At 68.5% G+C, this 21,556-nt stretch carries 18 protein-coding genes; 11 read left to right on the forward strand and 7 right to left on the reverse strand.

The genetic code is table 11. From position 1 onward, the window contains the following. Positions 1-29 precede the first annotated feature (29 nt). From OIE13_RS19560 to OIE13_RS19575, 4 genes are all read right to left on the reverse strand, one after another. Positions 30-1,046, reverse strand: a complete 1,017-nt coding sequence (locus OIE13_RS19560) for an NAD-dependent epimerase/dehydratase family protein (protein ID WP_326637751.1) — start codon at positions 1,044-1,046, stop codon at positions 30-32. Next, on the reverse strand, positions 1,039-2,265 hold the full coding sequence (locus OIE13_RS19565) for a class I SAM-dependent methyltransferase (RefSeq protein WP_326637750.1): 1,227 nt from the start codon (positions 2,263-2,265) through the stop codon (positions 1,039-1,041). Before OIE13_RS19565 ends, OIE13_RS19560 begins: the two co-directional genes overlap by 8 nt. A gap of 28 nt (positions 2,266-2,293) precedes the next feature. Further along, the gene (locus OIE13_RS19570) at positions 2,294-5,080 is read right to left on the reverse strand and encodes a LuxR C-terminal-related transcriptional regulator (protein ID WP_326828504.1); all 2,787 of its coding nucleotides are present in this window, start codon (positions 5,078-5,080) and stop codon (positions 2,294-2,296) included. Positions 5,081-5,618: 538 nt separating this feature from the next. Further along, on the reverse strand, positions 5,619-5,783 hold the full coding sequence (locus tag OIE13_RS19575) for a hypothetical protein (protein ID WP_326828505.1): 165 nt from the start codon (positions 5,781-5,783) through the stop codon (positions 5,619-5,621). Positions 5,784-5,956: 173 nt separating this feature from the next. On the opposite strand from OIE13_RS19575, the gene OIE13_RS19580 reads away from it, so the two are divergent. Beyond that, entirely contained in the window at positions 5,957-6,859 is a 903-nt protein-coding gene (locus tag OIE13_RS19580) for a putative sugar O-methyltransferase (protein WP_326637744.1), read from the forward strand. 356 nt (positions 6,860-7,215) lie between these two features. Beyond that, on the forward strand, positions 7,216-9,300 hold the full coding sequence (locus OIE13_RS19585; RefSeq protein WP_326828506.1) for a hypothetical protein: 2,085 nt from the start codon (positions 7,216-7,218) through the stop codon (positions 9,298-9,300). 34 nt (positions 9,301-9,334) lie between these two features. On the opposite strand, the gene OIE13_RS19590 is transcribed toward OIE13_RS19585, so the two are convergent. Beyond that, complete coding sequence (locus tag OIE13_RS19590) at positions 9,335-10,309, reverse strand: GNAT family N-acetyltransferase (protein ID WP_326828507.1); 975 nt, start codon at positions 10,307-10,309, stop codon at positions 9,335-9,337. A 334-nt stretch (positions 10,310-10,643) separates the two neighbouring features. Between OIE13_RS19590 and OIE13_RS19595 the strand changes: the two genes are divergently transcribed. Beyond that, entirely contained in the window at positions 10,644-11,966 is a 1,323-nt protein-coding gene (locus OIE13_RS19595) for a hypothetical protein (RefSeq protein ID WP_326637740.1), read from the forward strand. Between the two features lie 216 nt (positions 11,967-12,182). Next, a complete protein-coding gene (locus OIE13_RS19600) occupies positions 12,183-12,812 on the forward strand; it encodes a 3'-5' exonuclease (protein WP_326828508.1) in 630 nt (209 codons plus the stop codon). Between the two features lie 282 nt (positions 12,813-13,094). Here OIE13_RS19600 and OIE13_RS19605 read toward each other — a convergent pair whose 3' ends face one another. Continuing rightward, the gene (locus OIE13_RS19605; protein ID WP_326637736.1) at positions 13,095-13,394 is read right to left on the reverse strand and encodes a nucleoside triphosphate pyrophosphohydrolase; all 300 of its coding nucleotides are present in this window, start codon (positions 13,392-13,394) and stop codon (positions 13,095-13,097) included. A 139-nt stretch (positions 13,395-13,533) separates the two neighbouring features. Between OIE13_RS19605 and OIE13_RS19610 the strand changes: the two genes are divergently transcribed. Next, on the forward strand, positions 13,534-14,547 hold the full coding sequence (locus OIE13_RS19610) for a hypothetical protein (protein WP_326828509.1): 1,014 nt from the start codon (positions 13,534-13,536) through the stop codon (positions 14,545-14,547). A 59-nt stretch (positions 14,548-14,606) separates the two neighbouring features. On the opposite strand, the gene OIE13_RS19615 is transcribed toward OIE13_RS19610, so the two are convergent. After that, on the reverse strand, positions 14,607-15,779 hold the full coding sequence (locus OIE13_RS19615; RefSeq protein ID WP_326637732.1) for a hypothetical protein: 1,173 nt from the start codon (positions 15,777-15,779) through the stop codon (positions 14,607-14,609). 493 nt (positions 15,780-16,272) lie between these two features. Here OIE13_RS19615 and OIE13_RS19620 point away from each other — a divergent pair, with 493 nt between their 5' ends. From OIE13_RS19620 to OIE13_RS19645, 6 genes are all read left to right on the forward strand, one after another. Then, on the forward strand, positions 16,273-16,773 hold the full coding sequence (locus OIE13_RS19620) for an ATP-binding protein (protein ID WP_326637731.1): 501 nt from the start codon (positions 16,273-16,275) through the stop codon (positions 16,771-16,773). 460 nt (positions 16,774-17,233) lie between these two features. Then, positions 17,234-17,521: a transposase gene (locus OIE13_RS19625; RefSeq protein WP_326828510.1), complete on the forward strand. Its 288-nt coding sequence runs from the start codon at positions 17,234-17,236 to the stop codon at positions 17,519-17,521. A 47-nt stretch (positions 17,522-17,568) separates the two neighbouring features. Next, a complete protein-coding gene (locus OIE13_RS19630; RefSeq protein WP_326828511.1) occupies positions 17,569-18,198 on the forward strand; it encodes an IS3 family transposase in 630 nt (209 codons plus the stop codon). A gap of 84 nt (positions 18,199-18,282) precedes the next feature. After that, entirely contained in the window at positions 18,283-19,368 is a 1,086-nt protein-coding gene (locus tag OIE13_RS19635) for a tyrosine-type recombinase/integrase (protein WP_326828512.1), read from the forward strand. Continuing rightward, complete coding sequence (locus OIE13_RS19640) at positions 19,343-21,253, forward strand: tyrosine-type recombinase/integrase (protein ID WP_326828513.1); 1,911 nt, start codon at positions 19,343-19,345, stop codon at positions 21,251-21,253. The genes OIE13_RS19635 and OIE13_RS19640 overlap by 26 nt, the downstream gene beginning before the upstream one ends. Next, positions 21,250-21,549, forward strand: coding sequence for a DUF6262 family protein (locus tag OIE13_RS19645; protein WP_326828514.1), 300 nt, complete (start codon positions 21,250-21,252; stop codon positions 21,547-21,549). Before OIE13_RS19640 ends, OIE13_RS19645 begins: the two co-directional genes overlap by 4 nt. Positions 21,550-21,556 lie beyond the last annotated feature (7 nt).

Genomic DNA, 21,556 nt, shown 5'->3' on the forward strand with positions numbered 1-21,556 from the left:
GCGCAAGATAGGGGTCGCCGAGAACCTCGTCAGGGCGGCGGACCGTCCGGCACCCCGTCCTCACAGGTCAGCGAGGAGACGGTGCGCTCCAGCGCCTCGCGGAACGGCACCCGGGCCTGCCATCCGGTGACCGTGTGGAAGGCGACCGGGTCGGCGACGACGCTGTGGAAGTCCATACCGGTGGCGTCCGGCGGCGCCGGCACCGAGACGACCGGGACCGCGGGCGCCCCGGTTCGGGCGGCCACGGTCTCCGCGATGGTCGTGAAGATGTCGCGCACGCTGCGACCGCCGCCGGTACCGATGAGCCAGTGCCGGCCCGCGAGGGAGTCGGCGTGGTCGAGCGCGGCCAGGAAGGCGCCGGCCACGTCCTCGACGTAGAGCAGGTCGCGCTCGGCCGTTCCGTCGTTCCACACGGTCAGCGGCTCACCCGCCAGCGCGCGGCGCGCCATGGTGGTCACCACCCCCCGGTCGGTGGCGGTCGGGGAGACCCGGCCGCCGAACACCGTGCCGAGCCGGAGCGTGACCCCGCGCAGCAGGCCCTCCTTTGTGGCGGCCTTCAGCTCCCGCTCGGCGGCCAGCTTCTGCCGGTCGTAGGCGGTCACCGGGGCGTCCGGTTCGGTGCCGTCGATCCTGGCCTCCGCCCGCGGGCCGACCTGGGAGGTCGATCCGGGGAAGAGGACCACGGGGGGTGGGCCGTCCCGGCGTTCCGCCCGGATGGCCGTGACGATGTCGCGTACCACGCCGACGTTCACCCGCTCCCCCGGCGACTCGTCCTCCGCCGCCCGCCAGGTCCCGCCGCCGCCGGTGTAGAGCAGCAGGTTGATCACCGCGTCCGCACCGGCGATCGCCTCGGCGACCTGACCCGCGACGGTGAGATCCGCGGTACGAACCTCGACCTCGGCCTCAGCCGCGTGGCCCGGGGGGACCACGGCGGGCCTCCGCGCCACCAGCCTCAGCCGGACGTCCCGCCGGACCAGCTCCGCCACCAGGGCGGAGCCCACGAAACCCGAGGCGCCCAGGACCACGACCAGCGGCCGGTCAGACAACGCGCACCTCGGGAACGTAGAGGATCCACTTGCCGCCCGCCTCGCGGAACTCCTTCTCCTTCTCCATGATCTCCTGCGCGTGGTTCCAGGCGAAGAGCAGCGCGTACGCCGGGTAGGGGTCACAGAACGCCTCGGGGCTCCGTACCGGGATGTGCGCCCCCGGTGTGAGCCTGCCCTGCTTGCCCGCGGTCGTGTCACAGACGAAGGGGACCAGCTCCGGGCCGATGCCGCAGTAGTTCGTCACCGTCGCGCTCTTGGCGGTGGCACCGTATCCGACGACCCGCTCACCCCGCTCCCGCAGCTCGCCCAGCAGCGCCGGCAACCGCTCGCGGATGAGCCCGACCCGGGAGGCGAAGCCCTCCAGCGTCGCCGGATCGGTGACCCCGGCCGCGCTCTCCTCGGCCAGCAGGTCGGTCACCGCCTGACTCACCGGTCTCGCCCCCGGACGCGCCAGGGTGTAGCGGACCTCGCCGCCGTGCACGGAGAGCCTCTCCGCGTCGACGAGCTCGAATCCGAATCTCCGCGCCATCTCCTGGACCGAGCGGACCGTGAAGAAGAAGAAGTGCTCGTCGTAGATCTGGTCGAACGACGTGCGCTCCAGGATGTCGGCGAAGTACGGGTCCTCGAACACGAAGATCCCTGCGTGCGCCAGCAGCGTGTCGACCCCGCGGAGGATCGACTCCATGTACGGGATGTGGCACAGGGTGTTGGCGGCGTAGATGACGTCGGCCGGTCCCTCGTCGGCGAGGATGTCGGCGGCGGTCTCCTCCTCGAAGAAGTCCTTGCGCACCTGGACGCCCTTGGCCGCGGCCAGATCCGCCACCCCGCCGGACGGCTCCACCCCCAGGTGGCGGACGCCCGACTCGGCGATCACCTGGAGCATGGTGCCGTCGTTCGAGCCGAGCTCGACGATGAACGGGTCGGGGCCGGTGAACTCGGTGGCCAGGAAACGCTTGGCGACGGCCTGGAAGTGCTCGCGCATGACGGCCGAGCCCGAGGAGAGGTACGGATAGCTCTCGTGGAACATGCGGTCACGCGGCACCTCCTCCATGAGCTGCACCATCGTGCACGATTCACAGATCCCCACGGCGAGGGTGAAGAAGAACTCCCGGTCGAAGTCCTCCGGCGTCACGAACGCGTCGGAGAGAGGCTGCCTTCCGAAATCGAGGAACTCGCGAACCGTGCCCGAGCAGATCCGGCACGACGACGTGACTGGCATAGATGACTCCTGGGATTGGGCGGACTGTTCACTTTGCGATTCCGCGCATGCCCGACTTGGCTCTCGATCCCGCCTCGGGCGGTCCGGCGGACGCCCGCCGGTCGGGGGGCGCGAGTTCCGGAGGCAGATCGGCCCGGCTCTTCACGCCCAGTTTCCGGTAGACGCGGGTCAGATGCTGTTCGACGGTGCTCACCGTGATGTGCAGCGTCCGGCTTATCTCCCGGTTGGTGTGCCCGAGCGCGGCCAGCTCCGCCACCCTGCACTCCGAGTCGCTGAGCGCCAGCGGGTTGCTCTCCTCGGCGGTCTCCCCTGGGTCCGGCAGGACGGGGCCGGTGCTCCAGCTCCGGCTGAGCCGCAGGGGCAGCACGCCGGAGTAGCAGATCGCGGCCTCCCGCATCGCCCGGCAGTTCAGCGGCTGGGCCTCGTCGCTCTCACCGAGTTGCTGGAGGGCCGCGCCCAGATCGGTCAGCGCCCGGGACAGCAGCAGCCGGTCGCCCGCCGTCCGCAGGCAGTCCACCGCCTCGCGCAGCAGCGCGGGGCGCTGCGCGAGCCCGCTGGCGGCGGCCAGGATCAGCAGGGAGATGCCCCGGGTCCGCAGGTCGATGGGTTTCAGCCGGTCGATCTGCTCCCCCACCAGGTCGCGGGCCACCCCCCAGCGGCTGAGCCGGAGATTCGCCTCGGCCAGATCGCTGCGCCAGGGGACCAGCATCGGCCGGTCGAGCTCCCAGTCCTGCATGAGCCTGCCGCAGGTCTGGAAGTCGCTGATCGCGGCGAGCACCCGATCGGTGGCCAGATAGTAGTGACCGCGCGCGTGCAGGTAGAGCAGGCCGATCAGGGTCGCGAACATCTCGTCGGGCACCCGCTGCTGCAGCAGTTCGGCTCCCTCCTGGTACCGCCCCATCGCCGTGTTGGCCAGCAGCAGCGTCGTCCTCGGGTAGCCGATCAGGATGCCCCAGCTCTGCACCTGCATCAGCTCCAGGGCGGCCTGCGCCCTGGCCGCGGCGACCACCACCTCCCCCTGCCGCAGCGCGATATCGGCCCGGACGGCGCCGAGCACGGCCTGCCAGGTGAGCGTGCCGCTGCGGACCGCCTCGTCGATCAGCTCGTCACACCAGTGGATGGCCCGCTCCATCCTGCCCCCGTACATCAGGGTCAGCATGGCGATGGCCACCACCTCCAGGGTGGTCTCGCCGAGCCGGCAGCTCTGCAGGATGTTCTCGGCGCTCACCAGCGCCGCCTCGTTGTCGCCGTGCGTCCAGATCGTGGTCATCCTCCGGGCCTCGTCGCCCCAGGCGGAGGCGGTGTCGAACCTCCCGTGCGGACCCCGCGACGTCCCGTAGAACCACTGGTAGGTGAGGTGGAGCTCGGCGGCGGTCTGGACGTTCAGCAGATCGGGGGTCGCGGTCAGCGCCTCCATCGCCCTCGACGCCGTCTGCACGTCGCCGTTCCACAGCGAGTGCCGCACCACGGCCGCCGCGTCCTGGCCGAACAGGCAGCCCTGCTGCAGGGCCTCCCGCAGCAGCGGCAGATGCAGCGCGGCCGCCGAGGGGTTGACCCGCCACAGCGCCCGGACCAGCACCTTCGTTATCGCCAGACGCTCGCCCTCGTCGCGGACCGAGCGCAGGGCCAGCTCCAGGCACTGCACGGCCACGGCCACCTCGTTGCCGGCCAGCGCCTGCTCGGCCGCGTCCCGCAGCACCCCGGTCGCCCAGTCCTCCGGCGCCCTGTCCGCGGCGACGAAATGCGCCGCGATCTTCGTGGTGGACATCCCTCGCCGGTACAGCAGCCCGGCCGCGCGAACGTGCAGGCACGAACGCTCCTCGGCACCGATGCCGTCCAGCACCGCCGCGGCGGCCACCGGGTGCCGGAACCAGCCGCCGGCCAGCAGGCCCGCCTCGGTCATGGCCTCCACCGCCCGCTCGGCGGCCTTCGGGTTGATCTTCGCCAGGCCGCCGGTCAGCCCGGCGGAGCTCGGCTCCCCCAGGACCGCCAGTGCCCGGGCCACCCCGAGCAGTTCCGGCTCCCACCGGTGCAGACACGCCATCACTGCCTGGGCGTACGCCACCCCGACCGCCGGCCGCGCCGTACCGTCGGCGGCGGTCCTGCCGCCCGGATCGGCGTGGTGATCATCGATCAGGGCGTTGACCAGCATCGGGTTCCCACCGCTCAGCCGGTGGAGTGCGGTGGCGAGAGCCGGATCCACCGGTGCGGGCAGCACCTCGGCGATGTCGCAGGCCGAGAGCGGGGTCAGCCAGATCCGGCGATGGAACCCCCGGGTGACCTCGGCGTAGAAGGACGGGATCGTGGACTGCGGCAGATCCCACTCGTTCATGATCAGCAGAATGCGGGCGGAGCTTATCCTGCGGCACAGATAGAGGAGCAGCCGGAGCGAGAGGCCGTCCACGAGATGGACGGCGTCGACGCCGATGACCACCGGGCGCTCCCTGGACAGCTCCAGCAGGACATCGCCGATCTCGCGGACGACCTCGGCCTCCGCCTGCCGGGTGGCGTCGGTCGTCACGGTGTGCCGCCGGATCAGCCGTGACACCTGGTCCGAGACCTCCGGCGGCAGCCCCGCGCCGTGGAACAACTGGTCGATCATGCCCGCCTGGAGGGTGTTCTCCCCCACGGACCCGGTGGCGCTGAGCAGCAACGCGCCGGAATCGGCCGCGACCCGCGAGAACTCGTGCAGCAACTCGGTCTTCCCGCTCGCCAGCCCCCCGCTGACCAACACCAACCGGCCGTTTCCCGCGCTGCTCTCGGCGAGCAACCCCTTCAAGACATCAAGTACGCTGCGATGCTGCGATGCCAGCATTTACTACATCCTCGTTTAGTCTGGCGACCCGGGTCTTGCACAGCGGCAGAGTGATGCGCGTCCATTTGATGTGAACCACTCCCCCACTTCGTGGAATCTTCAGACGGGGGTCGTTCTCGACGGGGCTGTGGTGGGAGAACGGAGCGGGCGGCCTGCTATTCGTGGAGAACTGGCGGTTTCATCGGGTCCGGCACCACGGAAAACTCGGCGACCCAACGGCAAAAGCATCGACAATCCCGAATTCCTTCACGTTCCGAACCGGTCAGCGAGCGTCTTGTTCAGCGACACCATTCCTAGCTCACCGAGCCCCACCGTGTCAGCGGGCAACCGTGCGTAACCACCCGGTCGGCACCTCGACGACCGGATTCCCACGTCACGGCCAAGCCGATGGTCCGCCCGACACAGGGAGGTTCGTGATCATGAAACGTGATCTTATAGTTGATATGTCACAATCGGATAAATTTATTGACAACAACTCGTGGAACTGTGAGTACATCCCGCCGTCGTACAGGTAACACCCCCGTACCGACCTGGGCGTTCAGCCGCGCCACCGGCAACCCCCTGTCAGGATCGCACCCGCGATCGGCGCCGGAACCGCGATCGGCGCCGGAACCGCGATCAATGTCGGGACCACGGTCGGCACCGGGGCCGCAATCAACACCGGCACCGCGATCGACACCGGCACCGCGATCAGCGTCGACACCGGGATCGGCGAACGCCGCCGCCCGCTCCAGAGAGCCCCGGAACGCCGGGGTTCCCGTCCCCGAGTGAGCCGGGAAGCGATCTAGGCGCGACCACGCTCGGTGCGCGATACTCGTGCGAACGTGGGGTGACGCCCCGCGTAGCGTGAGTCGCCCCCCTGAGAAAGAGCAGAAAATGAGCCATAAATATGGCCAGAGCCCCCAGTGGGCACATATCAACAAGACTAATCTCACACTGGGCGACGCCCCCGATCTGAGCCGTTTCAAATCCAGCCAGATAAACTACAAAATCGCACTCTGGAACCCAGAGGTCAACGGGCAGAGATATCTGAAGACGCTCATCCACAACCTTGGCCGCCAGCTGTCGCCGGAAAACTGGGAGTGCCTGCTCCGGATCCGGAACCGCCAGGTGGGAGAGCCCATCGCGGTCACCCTGAAGGGCGAGTCGATCTGCCTGGACTATCTGCAGGCGGTTCTTGAGCTCGATTTCATGGCACGATCCGTGAAAATGGACGGCGCCCGGATCCTGGAGATCGGCACCGGATACGGCCGGTCCTGCCACACCATCCTGTCGAACCACGATGTCGCGGAATACCTCATCATCGACCTGGAGAACTGCCTGAGGCTCTCCCGTGAGTATCTGCGCACCGTCCTGAGCGGCGAGCAGTTCGAGAAGATCAGGTTCCTGGGGATCGACGAGGTGGACACCCTCTCCGGCGGTGAGCCCTTCGACCTGTGCGTCAACATCGACTCGTTCGCCGAGATGCCCGCGAACACGGTCCGGAACTACCTGTCCCTCATCGACGACATCACCACGCACTTCTACACGAAGAACCCGGTCGGCAAGTACCTGGACCCGGACCTGGACGGACACTACGAGGGGCAGGCCGTGGTCCGGCAGGCCCTCGAATCCGGTCTGCTCCGCGAGATCATCGACATCCACGACAGCGAGGCGGTCCAGGCCCAGTCCAAGCGTTTCGTCGAGGTCTACCGGCCCGGCGACGACTGGCGACTCGTCGCGGACGGCTGGGGAACCCCGTGGAGCCACTACTGGCAGGCCCTGTACGCGAAGTCTTGACATCCTCCCCATCACGAGCGTGGGGACGTTCAGCAGATCGCCCGTGGACAGTGCGGCCGAACTCCTCACTTCCGGGAGACGACGGAAGCGCTGGAGAAAACGGGACGACTGCCTCAGCGGTTCCCCTACCGGCCGCCCGTACCGGCTCCGTTGGATCCCGCGCTGTCAGCGGTGATGGCACGATAGGTCCGTGCGTGCCGAAGGGAACGTGTCCTCAACGACCTCCTGGCCGGCCTGGCCACCGACCCGCACACACCGTCCCGGCGGAAAGGAACGTCCGGGACATGACACGGACAGCGAGAGCGGTCGAGAACGAGCGACTCGACCTGGTCACGGCAACATGAGTACGGGGGTTCATGGTGCGGACGCATTTCGATCCGGATGAGGCCGAGGAGTTCGAGTCGGCGAAGGACCTGCTGGTCCGCCGCTGCCTCGCCTGGGCGGATGAGCACGGCCTGCGGGCCGACGAGGCGATGCTGATGGCGGCCCTGGACGCGCGGCACCGCAGCCGCGACGGGCGGCTGGCCTGCTGGAACGCGCGACAGGTGCGGCGTTTCCTGCTGGAATGGATTCCCCGGCACCTGATGGCCGAGCGGGATGTCCTCGCCACCGCGCCGGAAAGCCTGCTGACGCTCCTGCGCTACCTCGCCGCGTCCGGCCTGCGCGACCCTCGGGGCGCCTCCCCGGCGGAGCTGGAGGCGGCCGTGGCCGAGGCCTCGGCGGAATATCCGGCGGCGCTGGCCGACCCGACCCGGCAGGGCATCGGGAAGTTCTGGGCGCAGACCGCCCTCGACAACGGCATCGTCCTCGACAGTGAAAGGGCCCTGGCCGGATTCCAGCGCGATGTCAACGCGGGCCGGATACAGGTCGACGCCGACGTGCTCGACAAACTTCTCGAGGCCGAGTTCACCGGCGCCGGACCCCACGACGAGCGGGCCTTCCCCCAGAATCCCGTCGCCCTCCCGTCCGCCGCCGAACTCGCCGCCGAGGCCGCCCGGAGCGAGGTCGTACGACAGCTGGCCGCCCTGACCGGCTGGGTGGGGGCGGGCGGGCAGCCCCTCACCAAGACCGGAAACCTGCGGCTGGCCGACGCCCGCGAGCTGGCAGCGCTGCTGGGCACCGGGGAGCAGGATCTGCGGGTACGCAGCTCCGCCGAGATGCCCCGGGTGAGCCTCCTGCTGGCGTGGGCGAAGAAGACCGGCCTGGTGCGAGTGCGCAAGGGCCGCCTGGTCTCGGTGGCCAAGGCCGCCCCCGTCCTGCGTGACCCGGAGGCGCTGTGGCGGCGCGCGTTCGAGGCGGTCTTCGAGCTGGGCCCCGCGATCTGCACGCCCATCTTCGGGTGGTCCGGCTCCTCGATGCTCGTCACGGCGTTCGACCTGCTGCTGCCCGACGTGCTGAACACGATGTACGGCATGCCGATCCCGATGCCCGTGGCCCGGCTGCAGGAGACCGTATGGCTGGCCTGCCAGGAGTACTTCCTGCTCGACTCCGAGGAGGACGACTTCCGTCAGGACCTCTGGCGTCGTGGGGTCGAGAGGGATCTGCTCGCGGTGTTCGACGTCCTTGCCGGCCTCGGTGCCGTCGAGCCGAGCCACGGCGTGCCCGACGAGCTGTACTCCAGCGACCTGCGTCCCGGCGTTCTCGCCGAGTTCGCCGAGTTCGCCGAGCTCACCGAACTCACCGAACTCACCGAACTCACCGAGGACGATCTGCCGTTGCCGCCCGAGGCACGCGCCCGGCTCCTGCCACGCCTGGCGGAGCCCGGCCCGCTGGTGCGGCTGACACCCCTGGGCACCCGAGCCGTACGGGAGCGGCTGCTCGCCGACGGGCGGGACGCCCCGCTGCTCGGGGAGCTGGCGGACGCCACGGCAGGCGAACTGCTGGGGGTGCTCGCCCAGCACTACACCCAGGAGACGGCGGCGGCCGAGCTTGAAGGCTGGCTGGCGGCGCACGGAGGTGACGTCGAGCCGCTTCTGAACGCCATACGCGCCTGCCCCTTCCGTACCCGCGCCTCCGCCATGCTCTCCACCCTGGTGGAGACGCTCCCCGACGGCCGGTCGATGCAGGCGAGGCTCCGACATGATCCGGTGCTGGGGCCCGTCGTCCTGACCGCCCTCCTGGAGGCGGGAAAGCTACACCCCGAGGATCTCAGCACCGACGAGCACTCACTGCTACTCGCCGAGGGGTTGATCCTCCTGCTGGAGCTGGGCGGCCCCGAGGCCGTCATGGGGCAGCTCCGCGAGTCGGCCGGCAGGGACGCGACCGAACTCATCGCGGAGGTGCTGGATTCGGGGCATCCCGCGCGAGCGGCCCTGGAGGAGCTGCGCGCGCTGGTGTACGAGCCGATGCTGGCCCGGAGCGGCCGGCTCCGCCTCGTGCCAAGCCCCGCACCCGGCGCGCGTGGCCGCCCCAGTGGCCGCGGCAGGAAACGCAAGCACTGAGACCCCGGTTGTCACGTCACCGAGACCCCGGTTGTCACGTCACCGCCGGGACCAGCGGGAGCCCGTAGTCGACCGTGCGGTGCGCGATCTCGAACCCGGCGCGGGTGTAGATGCCGAGGGCCCCGGTCGGGTTGTCCGCGTCCACCCCCAGCCCGGCCTTGTCGTACCCCTGCGCGCGGAACTCGCCCAGCGCGTGCGCGAGCAGCGCGCTCGCCACCCCACGCCCCCGCCACTCGCGCAGGGTACCGATGATCTGGATCCACGCCTCGCGGACCCCGGTCGCCTCGGTGTCGGCTTCGAAACAGTGGGTGAGCAGAATGCCCACGCTCTCCCCCGACGCGTCCAGCGCGACGAAGGACCCCTCCGGCCGGAACACCTTCACCCCGACGATGGTGTTCCGCCAGGACTCCGCGGTGTGCCGGACACTCCCCCAGTGGTCGACGAACGAGCGGTTGCGCACCTCCCGGACGGCATCCTCCAGCTCGTCCCGATAGGTGATGATCCGGAGCCCATCCGGCGGTGAGACCTCCGGCAACTCGGCGCCCAGGTCGAGGGTCATCCCGTAGAACCACCGGGCCGGCTCCATCCCGGCCCCGGCGACCAGCGCCCGCAGGCCCTCGTTGCGGGTGTCCACCTCGACATGGAGTTCCAGCGGCTGCCCGGGAAAACGGCGCTCGTGCAGCACCGGGGTGTTGCCGATCGCCCACTCCAGCAGATGACCCCCCAGCCCCCGGCGCCGGTACTCCGGATGGACCCCGCCCCACAGGCTCACCCGATGAACCGGGTCGGCCGCGGCCCGAGCCATGGTCACCCCGTACCCGACCAGCCGGCCGGACTCCCACGCCCCCAGCGTGCCCTCGACGGGATCGAGCAACGGGTTGGCGAGATCCTCGGCGAGGTCGTCCGCGTCGGCTCTCCCCCCGACCTGATCGACCGCATCGATCGCCACCAGCAACTCCGCCCACGCCCCGACGTCGCCCTTGCCCAGCGGAGCCCACTCGAAGGTCATGGTTGTTGAGCGTAGAAGCAGCCCACCTCGCACAGCGACCGGTTTTTCAGCGGCCGACTCAGCTTTCCCCCACGTCGGAGGTGCAGGCCGGTCCCTGACGAGCGAGTGGCCATGCGCCACCGGCTGTGGGCACCCGGCTGCCATCACCCCGCGCACCTGCGCCCTACGGCGCAGCGCACAGTGTGAAGCCGCCGTCACCGGTAACGGCGATCCACTGGGTGATGACGTCTGCGACACCCACGACGGCATCTCGGTTACTTTCCGCCGCGAGACAACGACTCACTGAAATGTCGTGGCGGCCCGGCACACTGGCGTCCGACACGGGAGGTGGGCCATGGCACGGGGCCTGGGCAGGAACGCGGTCCGGCAGTCGCTCGGGCTCAGCGTCTGGGAGATCGAGCTCGCGGCCACGACCGGCCTGCTCCGGCGCCTTCCCGACCGGACCTTCGATCCCGTCTCCGTCAGGGCGGCCGAAGCCGACATCGAGCACTTCCGGCGACTACTCGCCGCGGAGCGCCGCTGCACCATTACCGAGGCGTCGGCCAGGCTCGGCGTCTCTGCCGACCGCTTCAAACGGATCACCGCCGCCGCCGGTCTGGCACCCGTGGCCACCGAGGAGATCCGGAAGTACGGCCGGACCCTCACCGTCCGCTACTACCGTGCCGCTGACGTGGACGCTCTGGCCGACCACGTCCGCGCGGACGCCGAGCTACGCGCCGCTGCGCGGGCGGTCTCCCGCTCCGAGGCCGCCAGGAAGGCCGTTCAGACCCGCAAGCTGAACCTCGCACGCGCCGTCGTGGCCCGCGCGGAGATAGAGACGATCAAGCCCGCCCTCGACGCGGACTGCGTGCGGGTCCTCCTGTGGACCGCTGCGCTGATGGCCGCCGCCGGCGTCTGGCCGGGGCCTCTCAGACCCCTTCAGCGCATGGCGGCCCCCCGTGTCCCACCGCTCACCGAGATCCTGCGCGATGCCCGCCTCTCTCGTACCGAACTGGAGGCGATGCTCGCCGAACTCACCCCGAGATCAGTGGAGCTCATGCGTCTCCTGGTCTCGCCACGGGACGCAGAACGGGAGCTGGGTGTGCCCATTGAGATGGTCCCAGCCGAGCTGCCCCAGTTCGGCGGCCACCTACTGGCTCCCCTCCTCCGCGAGGCGGTCTCCTCATCTCCTCCCTGGCTACTGCGGGCGCGGGCGGAGGTGGAGTTGCAACGAGCCGTCCACACGGAGGAACGGCGTGCCGCCGAAGAAGTCTCCCAGCGGCACCGAGCCGAGCGAGCCGCCGTCGACCAGGCCGCCCGAGTGGCCTCCCGGCTGTCCGACGAGTCTGTGGCCGAGATGTTCGGCATACCCGCCGACGTGATCCGGCGGCTCCGTCCGGCAAGCGGCCGTTGGGCCGCCGACCACGTCGCGGGGCTGCTCCGGAAAACCCCGCCGTGGCTGCGGGACGAGTCCGCGGCCCGGGCGGAGGTCGACCGTCGCCGTCACCGCGCCGAGCGGAAAGCCGCCCGGCGGCTCTCCTGGCGCGACCTCTGGGCTGAGGCACTCGGCATCCCCCTCGACCGGGTCCCCGAGTCGGTCGGACGTCCCACCCGCGCGGCGATCGAAGCCGCCAGGCGAGAGCCACCCCGGTGGACACGCGAGACACCACCCGGGTGAAACGTACCTGGCTCTCCGCTTCATGGCCCGCCGCAGCCGTCCGGAGCGACCGAGAACCGTGGCCACCCGTCGGTGAGGCTCAGGTCCAGCGGTGCGAGGCCGCGCTCTGCAAGGCTACGAGTTAAGCCCCGAGGAGCAGGCGCAACTTAACCAGGCGCGGGACCGGCTCACCGCCGCAGCCCGTCACGAAGACGATTGACGCAGGAGAGCCACACCATGCACGACCAGCCATGGAACACCGCGCCTCTGGTCGCCTTCGACCTTGAGGGCAGCGGCAGCCAGGACCATGAGCACGAGGCGATCCTGGAGGTCGGAGTCGTCCCGCTGGTCGATGGGCGCCCAAATATGCAGAGCGCCTACGACTCGATGGTGAACCCGGGGCGGCGCATCCACCGCCGCCCCTGGTCCTCGCCCGGCCTGACCAACGACGTGCTTGGCCTGGCCCCACCACTGGATGCCATTGAACCGGAGCTGGCCGGCCGACTGAACGGGACGACCATCGTCGGCCACAACGTCAACGTGGACTGGCGGCTGCTGTCACTGCGCTGCCCCGACATCCACCCGGCCTTCCTCGTCGACACGCTCAAACTCGCCCGCCTCATCCACGGAGGCGCTCAGCGGCGATCCTTGACCGCACTCCTCGCTTACTACGAACTCAGCGACGAGGTGACCAAACTGACCGGCGGACAATCGCACCGCGCCCTGTGGGACGCGGTCGGCGCCGGGCTCCTTCTTGGCATGCTCATTCATGAACTGCCCCACGGGGATGCATTGACTGTTGCCGGGCTGCATAACGTGGCGGGTGTGCCCTTGGGCGACGCTGAGCAGACATTGCCGCTGTTCTAGCCACTCCAGTTGATGACCACCGCTTGAACTCGGCTCGGAGGGCCTACGTCGGGGGGAGGTTACCCGCCGGGCGCTGTGCGCTGGCCACGTTACTTTCCGACGAGGCTCTCGGCACCAGGCGTTGGGGGCTCCACGATGCTCGCCACCCAGTCGGCCGAACTGCCGGAAGCACACGACGGCCGCCGCCAGATCCTGCCAAAGCCCCAGTACGGCTAACCACCGCCCCCGGCCCTGACCCTCGCCTGTCTCTCCTGAGACCAGAGGGCCGGCTCGGCGGCACTCTCAGTCGAGGTAGAGCCGTTCGAGGAACGCCCCCCGCCCTGCTCGTTTGGCCTCCGCGACCTTCTCGATGTCCATCCACTCATGCCCGTGGACCTTGGCGATGGCCCGCAGCACTTCGAGCACGTCGGCGATCTCCTCCGCCACCTCGGTCACCGCGGCCTCGCGCAGCTCCGTCGACTCCTCGAACAGCTTCTCCAGCAGAGCCTCGCGGTAGTCCGCCTCCCCGAGGACGGTCACCACCGGCTCCCTGCCCTGCTCCCGAATGATCTCCGGAATCCTGTCCCGCACGAGTTTCCCCATCTCAGAGCACTCCTTCGCGCACGTACGGCTTCCTTCGGAAAACCCAGAGACTACCGGGCTCCTCCGTCGTGCGCGTTCCCCGGCACGAGCAGTGAAAATGGTGTGTATTTCGGCAAATACACACCCAGGGTGACGGCCTATGGATTTCTCTCATTGGGAACAGAGCCCACGCTCCTCGTGGCGCATGGCCGTACTGGTAGGGGCGAACACCCGCACCTACAAGTTCGCCCTCGGCGCCGCGCTCCTGGACGCCGCCGCCGAAGGCCGCTCGGAGATCCTGCTCCGAGACCTGGCGGTGCCGTACGCGATGGGGCTGGTACGGCATCTCGGCCAGGCACCGCAGGTATCCCAGAAGGGCGAACGGGGAGAGAAGGATTTCCTCTCGGTAGCCGAGCGAGAGGCCGCGGAGTCACTCAGGCTCGGAAGCCCCACCGAAGAACTACTGGCGGCGGCTATCGACTCCATGCCCAGGATGGTGATGCGGAAGTTCCACAACCTGCGCGGCGAAGGAGCGGAGGTGCCACATCGCTTCTACGAGGTGACCGGCCGCTCCCACGAACGGGTCGTCCGGCTGAGCAGGGAACTCCGCGACATCGCCCTGTCGGAGCAGGCCACGAGCCTGCGAGGTGAACTGTCAGCCCGCTGGAGCATCGTGGAGACGTCCTTCGCCATCGGGATCGGCCAGAGCCTGATCCGTGAGGGTGTTGTCGTGGACATGACCACCCTGCAGATCACCGACCGGCAGCGACGCCGATCGGTCGCCGGCGTTACGGACGCGGTCATCGGCTTCCAGCGCGGCCTCTGCCTGATCTGCACGGACCCCATCACGCTGGGCATCGACAGCATCGCCGTCGACCACGTGTTTCCCCTCTCGTTCAGGAGGCTCCTTCCCTCCGGCGGCAAGGGGACGGCACCCGACCTGGACGCGATCTGGAACCTGGCTCCCACGCACGCGGGGTGCAACGGCCAGAAGAGCAACCGGCTCCCCACGGAGCAGGAGATGTTCAGACTCGCGGAGCGGAACGAAGCCATCATGCAGTCGCCTCGCCCGCTCAGAAAAACCCTGGAGCTGACCTTGAAGCACAGCGGGTACAAGAGCACGCGACCAGGCGAGTGGCACACTTTCATCCGGCACGTACGCGACCTCCTGTGACCGACCTGGGCCGCAGTTGGCTTCAGTGACGACGGCGACGTGCCGGAGTTCGGGAACGGTCACACTGTCAGAGTGGACAGCCGTTGGTCGAGGTCGCTTCGGCGGGTGTCGTTGGGGAGGCGATCGCGAACAGCGAGCAGTTTGCCGATGTTGCGTTGGGAGGGGGCCTGCTCGATCAGTGGAACCGCCTGGTGGAGTAGGTCACCGGCCTGGTCGGCGTTGCCGAGGTCGTTCTGGACATGGGCACGCCTGATCAGGTAGGTGGCATAGTCTCTGCGTCTGTTCGGGGAGAAACCTTCCTGTGCCTTGTCCAAGTACGACTCCGCACGCCGCAGATTACCCAGATGGAGATAACACGCGCCGACATTGTCGTGGAAAGCTCCTTCGTCGAACCACCCCACCCATGAGGGGTCGTCGTCGCGCGTACCGCGACCGAACTGGGTGTCGGCGATTCCTATGAGGCGATGGGATTCAGTCGTGTCGCCCACGGTCGCGTAAGCCGAGGCCAGACGTACGGCCAGCATGCTGGCGGTACGCGGTGTGACGTCCCCGGCGCTCTCGTAAGCGGTTCGGGCGATGGCTAGGAAATCGGCAAACTTACCGAAGTCGTAGCACTGCAGGGCCATCGACTTGAGGATGTTCGCGCCCGTGGCGCGGTCGCCGGCCGCGTGCGCGGAGTGGACGGCTGCGACCCAGTAGCGCTGAGCCGCGGAATGCAGGCCCGCGTCGAAGGAGGCGAAACCGGCCAGGCGTCCGAGTTCTGCGGCCAGTCCGTGAAGGCGCTGGGCAATAGCCGGGGTGTAGGAGGACTTCTCCAGCACCTCGACGACCATGCCGAGCTCGGCGTCGAGGAGCTTGCGGGCTCGTTGGCCGCCGTAGTTGTCTCCCAGCAGGCGCAGGCGGGGCAGGCCCGCCTCGATCTGGGCCACGAACTCTTCGGTGATCCGGCCACCGCGCAGCACGGACATGAGCTGGGTCGGTTCGACGTTGAGCCAGTCGGTCGCGAACGCCGTCAGGCTCATTCCGGTCAGTTGCATGAAGCCGCGTCGGTCCATCATCGCCTTCTCCAGTGCTTGGTTGAGAGCGAGCATGCTGCCCGCCTGGTCCCAGGAGAAGTCGACGCCGATGGGGTCGCCGACCGGCAACCACTCTGGCCAGGGATGCGTGATGAGCAGCTCCTCGCTGACACCGAGCTCGGCTGCCAGCGCGAGTTGCGTATCACGATCGGGCATAGTGCCCCAATGCTCCCAGCGCCACGCCTTCTCTCTTCTTCGCGCCATATTGCCGACTCGCCTGGCGATTATGGTCACCAGGTCCTGGTAGGTCCATCCGCGTTCGGCGCGGACGTAACTCAAAGGATGAACGAAAACTCCGCCGGGTTGCGGGGGCACTCGTCCGGACATTCGCATCTCCTCCTTTCTTGGACTGTAAATCTGATTAATCCACCTGCACAGGCCGCACTGGACCTCCCATCGGCTTGGACAACCTTGGACAACGAGAATCGTCTGTTCGTGAGGTGAGTGACGGGGTTTTCTTGAGGCCGTCGGGTTCAACCCGCCACCATCACGCTACTCTCTGCAATCACTTCATTACAACCGGATGAGCAGAAAAGACACTCCGCGAACGCACCAATAAGAAGCGCCCCATCCCGCCATGGGTGACCTACCGAAGCCGGTTCCCGTCCGCCGGTGAAACGTCTCCATTTCCCACCCGTTAGGAGCGACGATGCTCACCGAGCACGTTCCCGTCCCGGACCCCGGCGGGCACGGCAGATCTCATGGTCACTTCCGAATGACCGCTTGGTGTCTGCCTCCCACCAGTGCGGCCCGGCGGGCCCGGGAGCTGTTCCGTGACCAGCTGGCCAAGCTGCCCCTGGCCGCCGACGTGCTCGACGAGCTGGAGATCGTGGTCTCCGAGCTGGTCACCAACGCCACCCGCTACGCCCCCGGCCCCTACGAACTGCGCCTGCTGCACGACCACGGCCTGCCCGTCCGCGCCGAAGTCGTCGACGCCGGAGCCGGAACCACCCTCATCGACCACCTGTTGAACCGCCCCCCGCACATCCCCGAACGCATCGACGACCTCGAACTCGGCGGCCGGGGCCTGCGCATCGTCACCGAACTCACCCACGGACGCTGCGGCACCCAATGGACCCGGCTGTGCGGCACCGGCCAACTCGGCACCGGCGTCTGGTTCGACCTCCCCACCCAGCCCCAGCAGCCCTAACCCCCCCAGACCTCCGGGCAGACGGGATCCCCCCGATCCCCGCTCACCCCGGAGCCGGTCCACGCCGACTCCCCCGTGCCAGGCGTGGACCGTACAAAAGGCCGGCGTCCACGGACCTGATCCCACCCTCGTCCGGGACGCCGGCCTCCCCCACCCCAGCCACCACGGAAAGTGACGGTTCCCGTGGCCACACCGGCAAGTCCCAAAGGCCGCCGCCGTCGCGGAGCAGATCTCGTACCTACCGGACCCCAGGCGGCAAGCACGGACAACGCCACCGACCTGGCTCGCGACCTGGAAGCCCGCCACCCCGGCTGGGTCATCCTCTGGCGCCGCTGGGCCCGCCGCTACTGGGCCTTCCCTCGCTGGCTTGCCAATGCCCCCGGACCCATCGTGAGCTTCCCCCCGTAGCACGGCCACCTCACCTGAGTTGACCCTGTGTCGGCTGGGAAGGAAGTGCTTCGTGCCTGCACCTCACCCGATCGAGTTCCGTCAGCGTGCCGTCGAGCTTGCCCGTAAGGGTGATAAACCGGTCTCTGTCCTTGCTAAAGACCTGGGTATCAGCGATTCCTGTCTGCGGAGTTGGATGCGCCAGGCCGACACCGATGACAACGGCGGCGCGAAGCTGACCAGCGCGGAGAAGAAGGAACTCTCCGATCTGCGGCGTCGAACCCGGCAGCTTGAGCTGGAGAATGAGACCCTCAAGCGGGCTGCTGCGTATTTCGCCCGGGAGAACGTGCTCCCAAAATAGGGTACGCGCTGGTCCGTGAACTCGCCGATGATGACTTTCCTGTCGCGGTGGCCTGCCGGGTGTTGAACATTTCCAGATCGGGTTACAAAGACTGGGTTGGCCGGCCGCAGTCTCCACGCGACCAAAGAAACACCGAACTATTGAAGCTGATCCGTGACATCCATAAGACGTCACGTTACAGCTACGGCTCACCGCGGGTCCACGCGGAGCTGACGCTCGGCCTGGACCTGGAGATCAACCGCAAGCACGTCGAACGGCTCATGCGCGAGGCCGGCATCCAGGGCATCTACCGGCGCAAGGGCCGCCGCAACCTCGTCAACGCCGCCACCGAGGAGGATCTGGTCCGCCGGGCCTTCACCGTGGAAGCGCCGGACCGGCTGTGGGTCAGCGACATCACCGAGCACCCCACTGACGAAGGGAAACTGTATTGCGCCGCTGTCATGGACGCCTATTCTCGTCGCATCATCGGCCATTCTATCGACATAAGCCAGACTAGCGCTCTGGTCGTCGACGCGATGGTCATGGCCGTCGCCCGCCGTAACCCGCCCAGCAAGAAGACGGTCCTGCATTCTGACCACGGAACACAGTACACATCGTTCTCGTATGGGAAACGGCTCCGCGATGCTGAACTCCTCGGCTCGATGGGAACCGTCGGAGATTCCCTCTTAACCGGCTAACTCTTGCGTTTCCCCAGGTCAGCGACACGCCGAAGCGTGGTTCTTGCTGGCTTGCTGTGGTCATCGCCGGTACATCTGTTTCTCGTGATCACAGAGTCCGGACTTCGGCTTGAGGAACGAGACGGCGGCTGGGAGCTGGCTGGGCCGACCGCCGCGCGGTTCGTGCTGGTGGATGAGTACCTGGCGCATCTGGCCGACCGGAACTACTCGCCGAAGACAGTCCGTGCCTACGGGTATGACCTGCTGGCGTTCTGCCGGTGGCTCGCCGCCGAGGACCTGCCGTTGCCCGAGGTGACGACGGAGGTGCTGCTGAAGTTCCTGCGGGCCTGCCGGGAGGCGAAGGTCCCCGGCCGTCCCGGTCCGAACGTGGTCGCGTTGTCGGGCCGCCGGATGGATCAGTACGCCGCCACGACGATCAACCGCCGGTTGGCGGCGATCTCGGGGCTGTTCGCGTTCGCCTCGATGCGCGACCCGGAGGCCAAAAACCCGGTCCCGAAGGGCCGGGAGGCCCGCTGGCGGGTGCCCGGTGAGCGGTCGGGGATGCTCGCGCACACGGTCCGCCGGCCGAAGAACCGTTCCTCGCTGCGGCTTCGCGAACCACGCCGCCTGCCCAAGGCGTTGTCTCAGTCCGACGCGGCCGCGCTGTTGGCGAGCTTTCACACCTGGCGGGATAAGGCGATCGCGGGACTGATGCTGTATTGCGGACTGCGCTCTGCCGAGGTGCTCAGCCTGGATGCCGCCGATGCCGACATCGGCGGCCGGTGGCTGAAGGTGGTCGGCAAGGGGGAGCGGGAGCGGCGGGTCCCGCTGGACGCCGACGTCGCCTCGGTGATCCAGGTCTATCTGCTGGCCGAACGCCCCGACTCCGACAACGCCAGACTGTTCCTGGTGGCCAAGGGCCCCAGCCGAGGCAGGCCGCTGACCGCGGCGGGCCTGCGCACGATCTTCCGCTATCACCGCGAGCTCACCGGGATCGTCGGCGGGCACCCACACGCGCTGCGGCACACGTTCGGCACGGCCCTGGCCGAAGCCGGGGTTGATCTCGCGGTGATGCAGGCCCTGCTCGGCCACGCGCACGTCGACACCACCGCCCGTTACATCCATCTGGCTCCCGCCCACGTGAAAGCCGAGTTCGATGCCGCCCGTGACCGCATGCGCGCCCAACCCTGACCAGCAGTGCCCTGACCTGCACGCCGCCTATCTGGAGTATCTGCGGCAGACCGGACGGGGGAACGTCTCCTACGAAAGAGCCTCTCGCGCGTTCTTCCGGCGCTGGCCCGCTCCTGAGCGTTGGACGGCCGAGCCGCTGGCGGTCCGGCTTGCCGCCAACAGCGCGACCCGGCCGCTGATCACGTTCCTGATGCTGCACGGCGGGCTGCGGCCGGGCTATGACTATCTGCTGGAACGCAAGCTCTCCAGTATCTGGCGGGAGGTCACCGACTCGCCGATCGGCGCGGATCTGGATCGGTTCATGACGGGGGCGGCCGAGTTGGGGTTCACCGCACGGGTCCGGTTCGCCACCGGCTCCCAGGTGCCGGCCCGGCTGCTCATCCAAGCAGGCCGCCGGCTGGAGGAGCTCACACTGGCCGACCTGGCCGAGTTCACCACGGCCTGCACCGACCGGCAGGACCGCACCGGCAAGGGCCACCACCACTACCTCGCCGCGGTCAGCAATGCCCAGCGCGTCCTGTTCCACCTCGGGATCGTCGACGAGCTGCCCCGCTCGGGCGGGCCGGTCCCATTCGAGCAACGACTGGCCGAAGTACGGGCCCCGATCCGCGAGACGATGATCGCCTACCTGGAACGCAAACGTGCGACCTGCCAGCCCAAGACGGTCTCGGCGATCGCGACCCGGCTCAAACACTTCGGGGTGTTCCTCGCCCAGACCGACCCCGCCCTGGACTCGATCTCCTCACTGGAGCGGCGCAAGCATATCGAGCCCTACCTGACGTCGCTGGTCGACGCGGTCAACTCCAAGAACGACGAGCTGATCACCGTCGCGGACCGGTCCCGGCGGGTGCTCGCGGTGATGGGGTTCTTGACCGACATCACCGAGTGGGGCTGGGCCGAGGCCCCCGCCCGCAAGCTGGTGTTCCGCGACGACAACCCAAAGCTTCCGCAGGTCCTGCCCCGCTACCTGCCCGTCGATGCCGACCGTCGCCTGGCCGAGGTTCTCCGGGACCGCCCCGGCAACGAACTGGCCGCCTGCGCCCTGCGGCTGCAACGCGCCTGCGGACTGCGGATCGGGGAACTGCTCGATCTGGAGCTGGACTGTGTCCACGAGGTTCCCGGCCACGGCAGCTGGTTGAAGATCCCGCTCGGGAAGCTGGAGACCGAGCGGATGGTCCCCCTTGATGAGGAGATCCTCGACCTGATCGATCAGATCATCGACCTGCGCTCGCACGGCAGACCGATGCCGCATCCCCGCTATCGGCGTCCGGCTCAGTTCTTGTTCACCCACCTGGGACGGCGTCTGGGACAGCAAGCGGTGCGTGCCGAACTCCATCGCGCCGCCCAAGAGGCCGGGCTCGGTCACATCACCTCCCACCAGCTCCGGCACACCTACGCCACCGCTCTGGTGAACGCCGGAGTCTCGCTGCAAGCACTGATGGCGCTGCTGGGACACGCCTCCGCCGAGATGAGCCTGCGCTACGGACGACTATTCGACACCACCGTCCGCGCCGAATACGAGCGCGCCCTCGACCTGGCCAAACAGCAGGCCCGAATCCCGGCTACCGGCCGCATCAGCCTGCCTCTGGCCGACATCACCGGCGGAGCGGGCTGGAAGGACACCCCGCTGATCAAGTCCAGGATGTCCGGCGGGTTCTGTCTCCGCGCGCCGGCCCAGGGCGCCTGCACCTACGCCAACATTTGCGAGCACTGCCCCAGCTTCCACGCCAAACCCAGCTCACTGCCCATCCTCGCCGCTCAGCGCGTTGATGCCGAAGCTCTCGCCCAAGACGCCGAGAATCGAGGCTGGATCACCGAAGCCGAACGGCACCGCCGACTCATCACCCGACTCGACAACCTGATCAGCGAGGCCCAAACCGGATGACCAGCAGCAACACCCTCAACCGGGTCGAGAGAGCCTGCGCCCGACTCCACCACGACGGCCACCCCGTCACCTTCACCGCCGTCGCCGCCCTCACCGGACTCGGCCGCACCACCCTCTACCGCAACCCCACCCTCCGGGCCGTCATCGACGAGCACCGGCACCGCACCACCACCAGCGGAACCCTCACCGGCCTCACCGACGAGATCGCCACTCTCCGAGCCGCTCTCGATGCCATCGCTGCCCGCGTCCGGCATCACGAAGAACAACTCCGCCGGCTCACCGCCCGCACGAGCTGAAAGCGTT

The organism is Streptosporangium sp. NBC_01810, from assembly GCF_035917355.1.
Classification (GTDB): Bacteria; Actinomycetota; Actinomycetes; order Streptosporangiales; family Streptosporangiaceae; genus Streptosporangium.

What these genes read in the sequence shown, in the direction of transcription:
- OIE13_RS19570 (WP_326828504.1), bottom strand. Translation starts at nt 5,080, where the DNA reads ATGCTGGCATCGCAGCATCGCAGCGTACTTGATGTCTTGAAGGGGTTG.
- OIE13_RS19605 (WP_326637736.1), bottom strand. Translation starts at nt 13,394, where the DNA reads ATGGGGAAACTCGTGCGGGACAGGATTCCGGAGATCATTCGGGAGCAG.
- OIE13_RS19590 (WP_326828507.1), bottom strand. Translation starts at nt 10,309, where the DNA reads ATGACCTTCGAGTGGGCTCCGCTGGGCAAGGGCGACGTCGGGGCGTGG.
- OIE13_RS19585 (WP_326828506.1), top strand. Translation starts at nt 7,216, where the DNA reads ATGGTGCGGACGCATTTCGATCCGGATGAGGCCGAGGAGTTCGAGTCG.
- OIE13_RS19610 (WP_326828509.1), top strand. Translation starts at nt 13,534, where the DNA reads ATGGATTTCTCTCATTGGGAACAGAGCCCACGCTCCTCGTGGCGCATG.
- OIE13_RS19645 (WP_326828514.1), top strand. Translation starts at nt 21,250, where the DNA reads ATGACCAGCAGCAACACCCTCAACCGGGTCGAGAGAGCCTGCGCCCGA.
- OIE13_RS19620 (WP_326637731.1), top strand. Translation starts at nt 16,273, where the DNA reads ATGCTCACCGAGCACGTTCCCGTCCCGGACCCCGGCGGGCACGGCAGA.
- OIE13_RS19565 (WP_326637750.1), bottom strand. Translation starts at nt 2,265, where the DNA reads ATGCCAGTCACGTCGTCGTGCCGGATCTGCTCGGGCACGGTTCGCGAG.
- OIE13_RS19600 (WP_326828508.1), top strand. Translation starts at nt 12,183, where the DNA reads ATGCACGACCAGCCATGGAACACCGCGCCTCTGGTCGCCTTCGACCTT.
- OIE13_RS19595 (WP_326637740.1), top strand. Translation starts at nt 10,644, where the DNA reads ATGGCACGGGGCCTGGGCAGGAACGCGGTCCGGCAGTCGCTCGGGCTC.
- OIE13_RS19615 (WP_326637732.1), bottom strand. Translation starts at nt 15,779, where the DNA reads ATGCCCGATCGTGATACGCAACTCGCGCTGGCAGCCGAGCTCGGTGTC.
- OIE13_RS19580 (WP_326637744.1), top strand. Translation starts at nt 5,957, where the DNA reads ATGAGCCATAAATATGGCCAGAGCCCCCAGTGGGCACATATCAACAAG.